Raw genomic sequence first — 15,085 nt, 5'->3', positions numbered from 1 at the left:
ACGCACGATGTGTGACGGAAAAATCAACTACCCGAGAGCTTGGCCTGCCACATCCAGTGGGCCTCCTCCAACTTGGCGGCGATCGAGATCAGCAGATCCTGGGTCACCAGGTCGGTCTTGTCGGTCTCGTCGATCCGCGCGCGCAACCGCCTGATCAACTTTCCGAGGGCCTCGACGATCGCCGCGATCACGTCGTGGTCCTGGCGCCACCCCGAGTCGAACTCCGGCACGCCCGAGCTCTCGGCCACAGTGCCCGCCCGCGCGTCGGGGGAAACACCGATCGTCGCCGCACGTTCGGCGACGCTGTCGGCGAACTCCCTGGCGTTGCTGACCAGCTCGTCCAGCTGCAGGTGAACACTGCGGAAATCGCTGCCCACCACGTTCCAATGCGCCTGTTTGGCAACCAGATGCAGGTCGACGAGGTCAACCAGGGTGGCCTGGAGAGACTTGGCGGTGATGTCGCGCTCGGCTTCGGCCAACGGACTGGTGATCGGACCCTTTTCGGCCATTTCGTCGTACCTCCTCGCAATCCCCGGTGTGACATCGGATACGGGGGACTGCACGAGGCGTACCCGGAGGTTCCCGTTCCGAAACGGCTCGTGGAGCTTTTCGGCGGGATCGACGAACGGGGCGGAACAGTGTGACGGGAAGAGCGGCGTCAGCTTCCGAGGGCGAACTCCGCCACCTGCTCCCCGATGGTGTGCAGTGTCGAGGCGACCTTGGCATCGGCGCACTCGCCGCCGGGCCCGAGCCCGGTCTCGGCCGAGTTCACGGCAGCCCCCAACGGGGTCGGCCATCCCCGCAGCGCGTGGGCCACCGAACGTAACGCCTGCAACGTGGTCACGGTCGCCTGCCAGCCGTACGCGATACCGACGCAGCCGACGGCACGTCCCTGCAGATACGGACGCTCGTCCTCGCGCAGGTCCTCCGCGTAGTCGAGGGCGTTCTTCACCAGTCCGGAAACGGTGCCGTGGTAACCGGGCGAGGCGAGCACCACCCCGTCGGCATCGCGAAGGGCACGCACCAGCGCCCGGGCGTTGGCGGTCCGCTCGGACACCGACGTGTCGAAGAACGGCATGATCAGCTCTTCACCGGTTATGGCCTGCACCTTGGCGCCGCTGTCCCTGGCGCCCGCCAACACGGCCTGCAGGGCCCGTTCGGATTGCGAGTCGGCTCGGACCGAACCACCGATCCCCACTACGGTCACAGCCATCGACACAATCCTTCCTCACCCACACGGGTGCACAGCCCGCCCCGTGAACCACGCGATCGATTACCTGATGTCACCACATCGGCAAGCACCCTTACACGATCGGCCGCCCTCCCGGGAGCGACCAGCCCCGCAACGGTAAAAGTTGAAGCGCGGTCGAGGTCAATTGTCCACCGCGTGTCTCGCACCACGCACTACCCATCGGTAGCCTCCGCGTAGTGCACATCACACAGTAACGGTCCCGTGGAAAGGTCCAGCCGTGTCCAAGGTTCTCGATGCCATCCCCGCCTCGGTACAACAACGTGCCCAGTCAGCCGTACTGCTGAGCCTGCTCCGGCTCCCGCGCCCGCTGCTGCGGCGCGTCGCCGGGCCGCCCACGCGGGTCGACGGCCAGGAGCTGGCCCTGGAAGTACAAGCACTGCTGCGGTTGCAGGCACTGGCAGGTCAGGAACGCATGGCCGCCGACACCCCGGAGAAGGCCCGCGCGAGCATGGCGCAGGGCATCGAGGTCGTCCGCGGTGCGGGAGTTTCCGGGGTCCAGGTCAGCAAACGCACCGTGTCCGCGGGCTCGGGCGAGCTGCCCGCCAGGCTGTACCGCCCGGAAGGCCGCACCGAGCCGAGCACGTTGCTCGTCTTCTACCACGGCGGCGGTTGGGTCGTGGGTGATCTCGACACCCACGACGAGCTGTGCCGGTTCCTCGCCAAACACGCCGACATCAGGGTGCTCTCGGTGGACTATCGGCTGGCGCCCGAACACCCCTTCCCCGCGGCGGCCGAGGACGCGGTCGACGCGTACCAGTACGTGCTGGAGAACGCCGAGGACCTCGGTTCCAGCGCCGACTCGATCGCGGTGGGCGGAGACAGCGCGGGAGGCAACCTGGCGGCCGTGGTCTCGCAGCACGCCACCGCGAACGGGCTCAAGAGCCCCGTGCTGCAGCTGCTGCTGTATCCGGCCACGGACGCGGGCACCCGGCGCCGCTCCCGCGAGCTGTTCGGGAACGGCTTCCTGCTCACCGACGGGGACATGGACTGGTTCATGGACATGTACCAGCCCGAGGTCTCCGCACGGAGTGACCAGCGGCTCTCGGTACTGCGCAACGAGGACCTCACCGGGCTGGCGCCCACGGTGCTGATCACGGCGGGCTTCGATCCGCTGCGGGACGAGGGCGAGGAGTACGGGAGGCGGCTGTCCGAGGCCGGTGTACCGGTCATCTCCCGCAGGTTCCCCGACCTCATCCACGGTTTCGCGAACCTGTTCGGAGCCAGTGCCAGGCTGCGGGAGGCGATGTTCGAGATCGTGGGAGAACTGCGGGCCGGACTTTCCCTCCACTCCGGAGGTTAGAGCTCCCGGGCGCGGCGTGCGTAGCTGGTCGCTCGGCGGAACCTCTCGTACGGCTCTCGCTGCGGGTGCCCCGACCTCGGGTAGCGACCTACACAACGTCGGGGCCGTCCTCGCGAGAGCCGCACGGGAGAACCCGCGGCGGTGCCGACTGCGAGGGTGGTGGGAGTGCGGCCATTCGTCGGCACCGGTGGTTCCGCGATTTCGCGAGAAATTGACGGAGTCGGGGACACACCGCTGCTCGTGGGCCTCAATTTCTCGCGAAATCGTGCCGCTCCGGAACCCTCGTCGGGAAGCGACTATCCGGGTAAGCAGCGCACGAGTCCCGGTGCGTGAGTCGGATGCATTGCGAGGCCGGGCCGCTCGCCGCGTAGGTCGCTACCCAAGAGCCGGCCCAACGCTCCCAAGGCGCCGACTCACGTGACGGCTACGCAACCAGCTACGCAACCAGCTACGCAACCGGCACCGCCCCCTCATGAAGGTGGCTACCCGATGTCGGGCCTCCCCGCAGCGAGAGCCGTGCCGGAGGTTCCGCCAAGCGTCCGACTACGCCACCCGGGAGACCAATCACCTCAACAAGGAGCGGAGTTTCTCCAGGAGTTGCTGCCTGTCGGCGCAGTCCAGCCGCTGCTTGATCCGGCCGATGTGGTGCTCGACCGTCTTGGCCGAGATGAACAGCCGCTGGCCGACCTGCTTGTAGGTCATCCCGCCGAGCACCAGCTCGGCCACCTCCCGTTCCCTGTCGCTCAGCAGCTGCGCCTCACCGCCCGCCGCGCCGATGTCCCCACCGGTTCCGCTCGACTGCCGCTGCGAACGGTTCCCCTTCCCGCTCAGTCCACGCGCACATTCCAGCAGGGCGGGCATCGCGTTCCGGTCGGTGGTGTGGATCGCCGCCTGTCCGGCCAGTCCGGCACCGTCCCAGGCGAGTCCGACCGCGTGCAGCGTCCGTGCCGCGCTTTCCACCGCTGCCGGGTCCACCTCGTTTTCGAGCACGCGCAGCCACACCGCCCCCGCCGCTGCCAGCGCGGCGGCGAGCTGGTTGTGCCGCGCCGTCCGTTCGAGCACGGCGGCGTGCTCGGCCGCCCGGTCGTACTCCTCGACCACGATGGCGGCCTGCATCTCGCGCCAGCGCAGCGGAGCCGCCCACAGCGGGGGGTCGCCGAGCGCCGCCAGCAGTTCGTGTGCCTGCCGCAGCTGCGGCAGCAGCCACTCGTCGTCCCGCAGCCTCGCGGTGGCCACGGCGAGTTCGCCCAGCGGAAGCAACGCGAACAGGTCCACCGGGTGTTCGGCCATCGCCCGACGTGCCCTGGTGCGTGCCTGCCCCAGCGCCGCCATGTCGTTGTCGCGGCTCGCGATACCCGCCTCGATCGCCACCGCGTGCAGTCGATCACGCGGGGCGAGCTCACCGGTGCTGGACAGCAGTGCGCCGAGCTCCCGCTTGGCCACCGTGGTGTCACCCCGCAACAGCGGTAACCAGGTGGCGAGCAACCGGTGCCTGGTGCGAAACAGCGGACCGCCGCTGTCGGCCGTGACGGCCCGTCGCAGCACCGAATCGGCGACGTCGTGCTCCCCGCAGTGCAGCGCGACCGTGGCCGCGACGGCTGCCGGGGTGTCCGGGGTGAGCAGCGCCCCACCGACGGGCTCGGCCAGCGAGGCGGCTCGGACCAGTGTGTTCAGCGCCTCCGAAGCCGTACCGCCGACCGATTCGTGCAGACCGGAGGCGAGCTGGGTGCTCGCCCCGGACACCGAGGTGGGCGCTTCTTCGGCTTCGGTACGCAGCAGTTCGACGGCCTCGCCGAGCCTGCCGGTGCAGATGAGTCCGAGCACGGCGCAGGAACTGTCCCCCGGCCAGCGGACGTGGCGGGCGGACCAGCGGCACAGCTCCGCGGCTCGTTCGGGCAGCCCGCGGTGTGTCAGCACCGCCGCCGCCACCTGGATGGCGGTGGCACGTTCGGAAGCGGTCTCGTCGGCTATCACCCGGTCGGCAAGGCGCAGCGCCTCGTCGAATCGTCCGGTCAGCGCGACCGCCCACGCCTTGCGGGCGGTGACCGAGGACGCGGGCAGACCGGTGGTCACGGCCGCGTCGAACATCCGAACCGCCACTTCCGGGGACTCGCCCACTTCCGAGGACTGGCTCAGTGCCTGGCCGCCCGCGGTGTCGAAGGCGGCTGCCAGCGTTTCGTCGCACGGCAGGACGGACTCGGATCCCAGCAGCGGCCGCAGCAACGGCAGCACGGGGCCACCGCGGTCCAGCCGGACGCGCAGCAGCACGCGCAGCACCGCCAGTCGTTCTTGCCAGTCCGTCAGTTCCAGCACGGCACGGGCGACCATGGGCGGGGGCGTGTCGGTGTCGTCCAGCAGACCGGCGGAGCGCAGTGCCGCCACGGCGGTGGTGATCTCGGGGGATTCCTCGTCGAGCACAGTGGCCAGCAGCGCGGGATGTGGTTCGGCGCCGACTGCGAGCGCGGTGAGGCAACCGCGCGCGGTTCGGTCCAGTGCGGACAGTTCGTGGTCGAACCTGTCCAGTGCGGACCGCGGCAGGCGCTCCGCCCCACCGGCGGCGAGCTCACGTGGCTCCAGCGTTTCGAACGCGCGTCCCACGAGGGCGGGAACTCCGCCGGTGAACTTCCGCAGCCGCTGCGCCGCCTCGGCGTCGCCCGGCGCCCCGGGGACCGCGCGGAGCACTTCGGCGATCTCGGTGACGCCGAGCTCGGGCAGGTCCACGACCGACCTGCCCGTGGCGAAGCGTGCGCAGAGCCGCGCCAGTTCCTCCGGGAACGGCCAGGGACGGCAGGCCAGGATCACGCGTACCGGGCCGGCGGCGGCCAGGGCCTCCACCTCGCACAGTGTGGCGGGGTGCAGCAGGTGGGCGTCGTCGAGCAGCAGCGCGGCAGCGCCGGAGCGGATCTCCGCCGGGTCGAAGTCGGCCGATTCACGCACCGTGGCGCCCATTTCGCGGTAGGTGCGGGCGAGCAGGTTCAGCAGACTCGTCTTGCCGTACCCGCCGGGACCACGCACCACCGCGGTGAGGGGTTTGTTCGGGTTGGCGGCTATTTCCTTCCGCAGGCGCGTGGCCTCGCGGTGTTGTGCGACCTCCCACAGCCGGGCTGCTGAACCCGCGTCCGGCGCGGGCCGTGTGGCGCTGGGGTGATTCACGAGCGGTCCCAATCGGTGAGCGGTGTTCGGTGGGCGCGGCGGAACGGCTTCGCTCTGGAGAGGTCGGATTTCGACCTGTCACAGCAAGCCGGGTAACGCGGGCTGTTGCCCGCCGAATCCCTGTACGAAGGTCATTACCAACCCGAGAATGATCAAAATTGCCGCGAGCGACAATTTGACGATCTTAAACACTTTTCGTTTCGGGGGAGGTTCGATGTGCATCGGTTCGACTTCCACCGGCGGTCGGAGCGGCCGGGCCGAACGGTCCGGGACGGCCTCGGACTCGTCCCCTTCCCGATCGTCCAGCGGGTCGTAGCCGTACTCGACGGCCTCGTTCTCGATGGAGTCCTCCACTCGCAGCAGCACGCTGGTCTCGGCTCGCGCGGCGGCGCGGTCGGTGGCCGCGGCGAGCACCTCGGCCGCACGGCACGCCGCTCCGCGTGCCGCCACCAGCTCGGGGAAGCCGTCGACACGTACCGGTACCGCCTCGGCGTCCCTGCCCGGGAGTTGCTCGCGAAGACGCTGCCGCACCAGCTCGTGCAGCAGCGGTGTGCGTGCCGGACCACCGGCCAGCACCACCGCTTCCAGCTCACCCGGGCTGAGGGAGGCTGACTGCACCGCCTGCGAGAGCTTCTCGGGAAGCAGTTCCAGGTGCGGCCGGGCGAGTTGCTCGTAGCGAACCCGCGCGAGCAGGATCTCCCGGGAGAACCGGGGCAGCACCACGCTCACCCCGGCAGTGTCCCTGGTGGACAGTTCCTCCCTGGCGCGGGTGCATTCCTCCCGTATTCGGGCGACCGTCGCGCGGTTGCGGGGATCGGTGGGGTCCAGTTCGGACAGCGCTCCGCCCAGTTCGTCGCGTAGTTGTCCGACGATCAGGTCGTCGAGATCACGGCCCGCGGGGCGGGGGCCGTGCACCGTGACGCCGCGAAGTTCCAGTTCGGCACCGTGCTCGCCCACTCCCTCGTCCTGCCGGTGCGACTCGCGTCTGCGCAGCACGGTGGCATCGGCACCGCTGCCGCCCACGTTGCCGACGACTATCGACGCGCCCGCGGAGACCGGCTGTCTGGCGATGTAGTCGGTGGCCACCGCGAGCGGTTCCGGCAGCAGGGTCACATCGGTGAGGCCGAGTTCGGCCAGCGCACGCCGCAGCAGGTGGGTCCGGTGCGTTCCCCACGTGGCGCTGTGCGACACGGCGATGTGCTCGGCGGGGCCACCGTGCCTGCTCGCCACTTGGTCGGCCACCCACTCCACCATGCCCGCGGCCAGGCGATGGGCGGCCACGAGCTCACCTCCGAGCGGCAGCGGGGTGTCCTCACCGAGTTCCGCGACGAAATCGGTACTCACCCATTCGGGAGATTCGGCCGCTCTGCTCGCGGCGGCCTCGCCCGCCAGGCGGGAGCCGTCCGGCAACCGACCCAGCGCGGTGGGAACCACCGCACGGGAGTGGCCCAACGGGAAGGGCGCGGCGGGTGCCCACTGCCCACCGTCACGCGCGACGACCGCCGCCGAAGTACTGGTCGCGCCCAGATGAACCCCGAGAACGTAAGGCATGCCATCCCTTCCGGCCTACCTGGTTGGACTTGCTTTGCCACAGGGCGATCGTGCGGGGTTCGTCCGGTAAGCCCGCCGGTCCAACCTAGCGTGGACTCGATTACGCAAAGATGTGACCCGCTCCATTGATCCCCTAACGAGTGACAGATCAAAGTCCCCCTAACAGGTTCATCAATAACTAGGAGTGGCTCCCGATGGGTAGGGGCCGCCAGCCACGTAGCTTCTTCAATCAGGAGCGGGGACACCGATTCCCTCGCCCGGCTTGAGAAGACCTACGGCTTGAGTTCAGGAGAACGCCAGCGATGCCGAACGCACAGCCGGAGCAGGCCGACGGGCGAGACGGTGCCCGGTTATCCACCTCGGAGACGGACACTCGAACAACGGCCACGCCGGAAGAACCGACACTGCAGGAATTCCTGACACGTCTGGTCGGCAATCCGGAAGCGCGTTCGGCTTTCGACGCCGATCCGCGTGGCGCGCTGGAGAGTGCCGGCCTCGGAGAACTGAACGCGACACAGGTGCTGCACGCCTCGTCGCTGGTGCTGGACTACGCACCCGCCGAGCTCGTGACCGACTACGGACGCACGGTGCAACCCGGCATCGACACGTTCGCCGCGAGCACGCAGCACGTCGCGATCAACCAACTCGATCCCGCACAAGTTCCAGAGCCGCAGGAAGCGACGGATACTGACATGAGCCTGTTGGGCAACCTCTCCTCGACACCGAACTACTCCTCCGACGGCGACGCCGACAGGGAGATGGAGCAGAACAACACGACCGAGACCAACGTCGACGTGGACAACCAGGACTCGCAGAACCTGGTCAACGTGCACGACGTCGTCAGCGGCAACGACGTCGCCAGCGGCAACGAGGTCGCGGGCAACGCTGTCGGCGCCGTGGGCAACACCGTCGGCGCGGTCGGCAACACCGTCGGCGGCGTGGACGACACCGTTGACAACACGGTGAACACGGTCGGCGGCACCGCCAACGGCGCGGTCGGCGAAGCCACCGACACAGTGGACGGCACCGTGGACACCGGTGTCGACGTGGCCGTGGGCGCCGCCGACACCGCGCTGGACACCACGGGCGACCTCCCGGTCGACGACGTGACGAGCACGGTCGAGGGCGTGGCCGGTGACGCCACCGGCGGCATGCCCTCCGAGGACGCGGCGGGCACTCTGGACGGCGCCACCGGTGCCGTCGGCGGCACCGTGGGCCAGGCCGAGGACGTCGTCGGGGGCGTTACCTCGGACCTGCCGCTCGACCTGATGTGAGCCGGCGGCGCTGATGTGAGCCGACGGCACTGCCGTCGAACGTGCTCTTACCTGAGCGGGCGGACACGCCGGGGATCCGTATGCCCCTCTCTCCACGGATCCCCGGTGGCTCGATCGCCGCCGCGTCCGCGCTTCGCGGCGGCGATCCGCTCCCGGGTAACGCACGGACCGACACGACTACGTTGTCCGCCTTCACCTCCGATCGTGTGCACGTGCACAATCCCATCGTGATCGAAACGGCACTCGTGGAACTCCTCGACAGCGCGGAAGCGGAATGCGCCGAAGCCGGAAGAACGGATCTGGGAAACCGACTACGACGGATCCGCAACCGGGTGCTCGATCCCGACCAGCTCGTCCTGGTGGTGGGCGAGCCCGACCAAGGCAAGAGCGAACTGATCAACTCACTGGTCAACGCCCCGGTGTGCGGCAGCGGTGAGAACGTCAGCACGAGCGTGCCCAGCCTGGTGAGGTACTCGGACGAACCGACGGCACAGCTCGTCGAGCAGGAGACGACGCGGAGCCCGGTGGGCGGTAACCGCTCCCGAGTACCCATCGAGTCACTGGGCGAGGAGCTGGAACGCGCGCTGGTGGCCGGGCACCGGGTGGGCCGAACCGAGATCGGAGTTCCCCGGGCCCTGCTGGAGAACGGACTCGCGCTGATGGACACGCCCGCCGTGGGCGGAGTCACCAACTCGTTGGGTTCGGTCACCGAGGAAGCGGTCGCCGAAGCGGACGCGCTGCTCATGGTCTCCGACGCCACCCAGGAACTGACCACCAACGAGTTGAACTTCCTGCGACGCGCGACCGCGTTGTGCCCCAACGTGGCACTGGTCCAACCCAAGACCGACGTGGTGCCGGAGTGGCGGCACATCGTCGAGCTCAACCGCAAGCACCTGTCCAACGCGGGCATCGCGGGCAGGATCTTCCCCGTGTCGGCCCGCATCCGCGCGCTGGCCACCCGTGACAAGAGCAAGGACCTCAACACCGAGTCCGGGTTTCCCGCACTGCTGGACTACCTGCGCAAGGAGATGGCCGGGGCGCACGAACAGCTGACCCGCAAGCTGGTCGCCCACAACGTCACGGACTCGATCGACACGATCACCGGCGAGCTGCGGGAGGAACTCGGCAACCAGAGCCCGCGCACCGCCACCGAGACGCTGCTGGAACTGGAAACGGCACAGCGGCGTGCCGAGGACCTCAAACGACTGTCCGGGCGCTGGCAGAAAACCCTGTCCGACGGGGTGCAGGAGCTCTACTCCGACATCGAGTACGACTTCCGGGAACGAAGCTGGGCGGTACTGCACCAGGCGAACGAGACCCTGGACGAGGCCGACCCGAGCACCAACTGGGACGAGTTCGAGGCATGGCTCCGTGACAGCCTGAACACGGCGATCGCCGAGACCTTCGACTGGCTGGACCGGCGGCGGGAGCGGATCACCGAGCAGGTGGCCGACGAACTGCTGCGGGAACAGGTGCGGACGCTGCCGAGCAGCGACCCCGTCCCCGTTCCGGACCCGCTGTCGCGAGTCCCCGCCCCGAAGGCACCGAAGAACGCGGGCTACCCGCGCAGGGACCAGATGCTGACCGGACTGCGCGGTTCCTACGGCGGGGTGCTGATGTTCGGCCTGATGACGAGCATGGCCGGGCTGCCGCTGATGAACGTGATCTCCATCTCCGCGGGACTGCTGCTGGGCAGCAAGAGCCTCAACGAGGAGAAGGACACGCGACTCAAACGCAGGCAGACCGAGGCACGCGCCGCGGTGCAGCGCTATGTCGAGCACGTGGTCTTCCAGGTGAACAAGGAGGCCCGCGACGCCATCCGGAACACGCACCAGACGCTGCACGACCACTGCAACCGGATCACCGAACAGGCACAGATCCGGATCAGCCGCTCTATCCAGGAGACCAAACGGATGGCCGAACAGAGCGCGGTGGATCGCGACGCCCGGGCGAGGGAGATCAAGAAGAAGCTGGAGGAGCTCGGCGCGCTGCGCAAACGGGCGGGATCGCTGACGTCCAACCGGATAGCGGCCGCATGACCACGGCACACGACACCGGTCCGACCACCGCGCTGCTCTCCCAGGCCAGGGAACTGCTGCTGCGGACCATGACCTTCTACCGGGACGACCCCCGCACCGCGGGTTGGCTGCGGACTCGGCTCGAGCGGCTCTCCGAACCACTGCGCATGGCGGTGACCGGGCGAGTGAAGTCCGGCAAGTCCACGCTGATCAACGCGCTGGTCGGGGCCGAACTCGCCCCCACCGACCCGGAGGAACGCACCCAGGTCAACACGGTGTTCCGCTACGGTCCCGAACCCAGGATCACGGTGCACACCCCGCACGGCGCGCAGCGGAACATGCCGGTGGACGAGCTCGATCCCGCCACCATCCGGGATCTGCAACGCTGGCGTCCGGACGAGGTGGCGCGCCTGGTCATCGAGTCCCCGTCCCCCGGGCTGCAGGCGATCACCCTGATCGAGACGCCGGGAGTGGCCTCCACCGCGGTCAAGGAGACCGGCAGGTCGGCACTGGCGCAGATCCTCTCCGAAGCCGACTCGGTGCTCTACCTGACCAGACAACCGCAGCAGATCGACGTGCAGTTCCTCGAATCGGTGCACGAACTGCGGGTGGCCCGGCGCGCGCCGATCAACACGATCCTCGCGTTGTCGCGGGCGGACGAGGTGGCCGGCGGTGACCACGAATCCGTCGAAGCGGCCGGAAGAGTGGCGAACGCGTACCGGGACGACCCCAAGCTCCGCACTTTCGTGCAGTACGTGCTGCCGGTGTCCGGGCTGCTGGCGCAGGGCGGCAGCACTCTCGGACAGTCCGAGTTCGAGGCGCTGTCCCGGCTGGCCGCGCTGCCCCGCGAGCAACTGGACGAACTGCTGCTGTCCGCCGACCGGTTCGCGAGTTCAGCGACCCCGGAGTCCGTCGAGCCCGGCACGCGGCGGGAGCTGCTGCGCCGCTTCGGACTGTTCGGGCTGCACAGCGCGCTGACCGCTCTCGCGGCGGGTGGAATCGACCACGGCAGACTGCGGCGTCAGCTGCTCACCGAGAGCAGGATCGGCGAGCTGCAGGAGGCGGTTCACCTGCAGTTCGTCGAACGCCAGGAGGCGCTGCGGGCGCGCTCGACCCTGCTCGCGGTGGACATGGCGCTGCGGGCCAATCCCCGTTCCGGGGACAGGCAGTTGCAGGGCGAGCTGGATCGTCTGCTGAGCAACGCGCACGAGTGGGACGAGCTGCGGGTGTTGTCCGGACTGTGGTCCGGGCAGTTGTCGCTGCCCGGCAGGTTCCGCGAGGAGGCGGAACGACTGCTCGGCGCGCATGGCGACCAGCCGGTGGCGAGGCTGGGAGCTCCGCCCCAGGCGGGGGCGCGGGATCTGGCCGAACGCGCGGGCGAGGCCGCACGGCGATGGCGGGTGCTGGCCGCCGATCCACTGCGCGACCGGGACCATCGGGAGGCGGTGTGGACGGTGTTGCGCAGTTGTGAGCGGTTGCTGGCGGCGAACATCGGGCAGTAGCCCGGACGTCGCAGGAGTCAAGCGATCCCGGCGTCACCCGATCCGGCGTCAGCCGGATCGTTCTCCGGTACGAACCAGCGAAGCGAGATAACGAGCGCTCGGTTCGCGTTCCGGCACGCCACGGGAGGACCGCAGCAACGAGAACGTCGTCAGCACGACCAACGACACACCCAGGATCACGAACGAGGCGGCGCGGACCTGGTCCACCGGTGAGAGATGCAGCATCAGGTACCGGTTCAGCGGCAGCCACACGAACGGCGCCCAGTGGGTCACGCCGATCGAGACCACCGCCGTGACCAACCAGAGCTTGCTACGGCTGCGCAGCCCGTACAGCACCATGAACAGCAGTGCGGGTGCGAGCCACACCCAGTGGTTGGACCAGGAAGTGGGTGAGACCAACAACGCCACCAGCCCGGTGATCGCCAAGGCCAGTGCGTCGGACGCGTTCCGGACGCAGTAGACGGTCGCCGCCCCCAGCACCGCGCAAATCAGTACCCACAGCGACACCTGCGCGACCCCGGAGAGATCGGTCCGGCTCAGCACCGCCAGTACGGTCTGGTTGCTGCGCAGTGGTGAACCGAAGGCCGCGGCGGCCGGCCCCTGGGTGAACCAGTACTTGACCGAGGCCTCGAAGTCCACCAGGAAACCGAGCAGCGTCGCCAGGAACGCGGTGAGCACCACCGTGCCCGCCGCCCTGAAATTCTTGCGCAGCAGAAAGAATAATAAGAAAGCGCCCGGGACGAGTTTGATCGCGGCGGCGATTCCCACCAGCATTCCCCGCGGCCAACGCGGATTAAGCACGAGACAATCCGCCGCGACAATCCCCATCAGCAGGATATTGATCTGCCCCTGCGCGAAACACCCGAAAACCGGTTCGAGAAGAAGTGAGAGCCTGGCCAGTGCCACGGAGAAGGCGAAGCACAGCAGCGGATCACCGCGGGGCCAGGTCCGCCGGAACACGAGGTAGAAGGTGGTGACCAGGGCGGCCGCGTTCAGCACGTAGAGCAGCGCGATATCGACCTTGAGCGGAAGCACGGCCAGCGGAGTCAGCGGCAACAGCGCGAACGGGGGGTACACCCAGGGCAGGGGGTCCTCGTTGGTCACGGTGGCTCCGGAGGGCATCACGTCCCAGCCGTTGAGCCAGGACTCGACGGCCCAGCGATAGACCCCGTGATCCGGCCAGTAGTCCTGGGCCGAGACCCACGCCCAGATTTCCCAACCGAGGGCGATGACGGACAACGCGATGATCCCGAGCGAGACAATCACTCGAGAATTTTCCCGTTTCGTGTTCGTTCTCACATTTTCCGGAGAAGTCGGGACGCCCCGGGAGCCGCGCTCGACAACCGTACGATCACTCCGCATCGAACGACAATCTACCCCAAACGCGGTCCGTGCCAGGGGCGCATCCGAGAGGACCTGGTGTGAGAACGGTTTCCACGCGAGAACCGGGCCCGGCGACGGTGGTCGCCGGGCCCGGTTCGGTGGTGGTAGCAGCGGTCAGCGGTCGGGGTGGACGCCGCCCCTCGGACGGGCGGCGTCACCGGACTGTCGAGGAGTAGCTCAGCCCTGGACCTTCTCCGCGATCTTGTCGCCGGTGTCCTTGTCGACGTTGCGCCAGTACTGCAGCGCACGCTCGAGGATCGGCTGGCTGACGCCCTTGGACAGGTGGCCCGCGACGTTGTTCACGAAGCGCTGCCGCTCCTCGTCGCTGAAGACCTCGCGGACCATGGTCCCGGCCTGGCCGAAGTCGTCGTCCTCGGAGTGCAGCTGGTACGCCGAGCGGACGACCTCCTGCTCGATTCCGCTGGCGGTGTCCTCGCTGCCGTTGCGGGTGTCGGCGTGCGGGCCGCCGTAGGAGTTCGGCGCGTACACCGGGTCCTGCCCGTAGCCGAACCGCATCGGGCCGTCCTTGGAGTAGGAGTTCACCTCCGAGACCGGACGGTTGACCGGCAGCTCCATGTAGTTCGGGCCGATCCGGTACCGGTGGGCGTCCGGGTAGGCGAACGACCGGCCCTGCAGCATCTTGTCCGGGGAAAGACCGATGCCCGGCACCGTGTTCGCCGGCTCGAAGGCGGACTGCTCGATCTGCGCGAAGTAGTTGTCCGGGTTGCGATCGAGCACGAACCGGCCGACCTTGATCAGCGGGTAGTCGCCGTGCGGCCACACCTTGGTCAGGTCGAACGGGTTGAACCGGTAGTCAGCGGCCTCCTCGTACGGCATGACCTGCACGTACAGCGTCCAGCTCGGGTTGTTGCCCGACTTGATGCTGGTCCACAGGTCACGGATGTGGGCGTCACTGTCCTCACCGGCCAGCCGGTCGGCCTCCTCCTGGGTGAGGAAGTCGTGGCCCTGGTCGGTCTTGAAGTGGTACTTGACCCAGAACTTCTCGCCCTTGGCGTTCTCCCACAGGTAGGTGTGCGAACCGTAGAGGTTCATGTTCCGCCAGGTCTTCGGGATGCCCCGGTCACCCATCAGCCAGGTCACCTGGTGTGCCGACTCGGGGCACTGGCTCCAGAAGTCCCACTGCATGTCGTGGTCACGCAGGTGGTTGTCGGCCCGGCGCTTCTGGGAGTGGATGAAGTCCGGGAACTTGATGGCGTCCCTGATGAAGAACACCGGGGTGTTGTTGCCGACGAGGTCGTAGTTGCCCTCGGAGGTGTAGAACTTGATCGCGGTACCGCGCGGGTCACGCCAGGTGTCGGGGGACCCCAGCTCGCCCGCGACCGAGGAGAACCGGATCAGGGTCTCGGTCTTCACGCCCGGCTGGAACAGCGCGGCCTTGGTGTACTGGCTGACGTCCTCGGTGGTCTCGAAGAAACCGAAGGCGCCGCCGCCCTTGGCGTGCACCACGCGCTCGGGCACCCGCTCACGGTTGAACTGGGCGTTCTTCTCGATCAGGTAGTGGTCCTGCAGCAGCGCGGGACCGTTGGTGCCCGCCGTCAGCGAGTGGTCGTCGCTTGCCACCGGGATACCGGCGTTGGTCGTCGTGGGCCGTGGCGAACTCACGAGCGTCCCTCCTTGTGTGGTGATTTCGG

General features: G+C 68.4%; 10 protein-coding genes. 4 read left to right on the top strand and 6 right to left on the bottom strand.

All coding sequences use genetic code 11. The annotated features are described in order from the left end of the window. Nucleotides 1-23: 23 nt before the first annotated feature. Both J2S53_RS17300 and J2S53_RS17295 read right to left on the bottom strand, forming a co-directional pair. Nucleotides 24-509 carry a Dps family protein gene (locus J2S53_RS17300; RefSeq protein ID WP_456241837.1) on the bottom strand — a complete coding sequence of 162 codons (486 nt, stop codon included), beginning with the start codon at nucleotides 507-509 and terminating at the stop codon, nucleotides 24-26. Nucleotides 510-658: 149 nt separating this feature from the next. After that, on the bottom strand, nucleotides 659-1,213 hold the full coding sequence (locus tag J2S53_RS17295; RefSeq protein ID WP_092980368.1) for an NADPH-dependent FMN reductase: 555 nt from the start codon (nucleotides 1,211-1,213) through the stop codon (nucleotides 659-661). A gap of 256 nt (nucleotides 1,214-1,469) precedes the next feature. On the opposite strand from J2S53_RS17295, the gene J2S53_RS17290 reads away from it, so the two are divergent. Next, entirely contained in the window at nucleotides 1,470-2,552 is a 1,083-nt protein-coding gene (locus J2S53_RS17290) for an alpha/beta hydrolase (RefSeq protein ID WP_456241836.1), read from the top strand. A 564-nt stretch (nucleotides 2,553-3,116) separates the two neighbouring features. On the opposite strand, the gene J2S53_RS17285 is transcribed toward J2S53_RS17290, so the two are convergent. Continuing rightward, nucleotides 3,117-5,705, bottom strand: a complete 2,589-nt coding sequence (locus J2S53_RS17285) for a LuxR C-terminal-related transcriptional regulator (protein WP_456241835.1) — start codon at nucleotides 5,703-5,705, stop codon at nucleotides 3,117-3,119. A gap of 78 nt (nucleotides 5,706-5,783) precedes the next feature. Next, nucleotides 5,784-7,256 (bottom strand): Hsp70 family protein, encoded by a 1,473-nt coding sequence (locus J2S53_RS17280; RefSeq protein WP_456241834.1) that lies wholly within the window; start codon nucleotides 7,254-7,256, stop codon nucleotides 5,784-5,786. Nucleotides 7,257-7,558: 302 nt separating this feature from the next. Here J2S53_RS17280 and J2S53_RS17275 point away from each other — a divergent pair, with 302 nt between their 5' ends. The 3 genes from J2S53_RS17275 (at nucleotide 7,559) to J2S53_RS17265 (ending at nucleotide 12,050) form a co-directional block, all read left to right on the top strand. Beyond that, nucleotides 7,559-8,530, top strand: a complete 972-nt coding sequence (locus tag J2S53_RS17275; protein WP_456241833.1) for an IniB N-terminal domain-containing protein — start codon at nucleotides 7,559-7,561, stop codon at nucleotides 8,528-8,530. 227 nt (nucleotides 8,531-8,757) lie between these two features. Then, entirely contained in the window at nucleotides 8,758-10,569 is a 1,812-nt protein-coding gene (locus J2S53_RS17270; protein WP_456241832.1) for a dynamin family protein, read from the top strand. After that, entirely contained in the window at nucleotides 10,566-12,050 is a 1,485-nt protein-coding gene (locus J2S53_RS17265; RefSeq protein ID WP_456241831.1) for a dynamin family protein, read from the top strand. Before J2S53_RS17270 ends, J2S53_RS17265 begins: the two co-directional genes overlap by 4 nt. Nucleotides 12,051-12,098: 48 nt before the next feature. Here J2S53_RS17265 and J2S53_RS17260 read toward each other — a convergent pair whose 3' ends face one another. Together J2S53_RS17260 and J2S53_RS17255 are read right to left on the bottom strand one after the other, a co-directional pair. Further along, complete coding sequence (locus J2S53_RS17260) at nucleotides 12,099-13,316, bottom strand: glycosyltransferase family 87 protein (protein WP_456241830.1); 1,218 nt, start codon at nucleotides 13,314-13,316, stop codon at nucleotides 12,099-12,101. 294 nt (nucleotides 13,317-13,610) lie between these two features. Beyond that, complete coding sequence (locus J2S53_RS17255; protein ID WP_130468824.1) at nucleotides 13,611-15,056, bottom strand: catalase; 1,446 nt, start codon at nucleotides 15,054-15,056, stop codon at nucleotides 13,611-13,613. Nucleotides 15,057-15,085: the final 29 nt, after the last annotated feature.

Source organism: Actinopolyspora lacussalsi (genome assembly GCA_030803735.1).
Taxonomy (GTDB): domain Bacteria; phylum Actinomycetota; class Actinomycetes; order Mycobacteriales; family Pseudonocardiaceae; genus Actinopolyspora; species Actinopolyspora lacussalsi.
The sequence above is the reverse complement of the archived record's forward strand: the minus strand, read 5'-3'. Positions and strand labels throughout refer to the sequence as shown.

Coding starts and splice junctions, on each gene's coding strand:
- J2S53_RS17295 (WP_092980368.1), bottom strand. CDS start 1,213: ATGGCTGTGACCGTAGTGGGGATCGGTGGTTCGGTCCGAGCCGACTCG.
- J2S53_RS17280 (WP_456241834.1), bottom strand. CDS start 7,256: ATGCCTTACGTTCTCGGGGTTCATCTGGGCGCGACCAGTACTTCGGCG.
- J2S53_RS17275 (WP_456241833.1), top strand. CDS start 7,559: ATGCCGAACGCACAGCCGGAGCAGGCCGACGGGCGAGACGGTGCCCGG.
- J2S53_RS17265 (WP_456241831.1), top strand. CDS start 10,566: ATGACCACGGCACACGACACCGGTCCGACCACCGCGCTGCTCTCCCAG.
- J2S53_RS17300 (WP_456241837.1), bottom strand. CDS start 509: ATGGCCGAAAAGGGTCCGATCACCAGTCCGTTGGCCGAAGCCGAGCGC.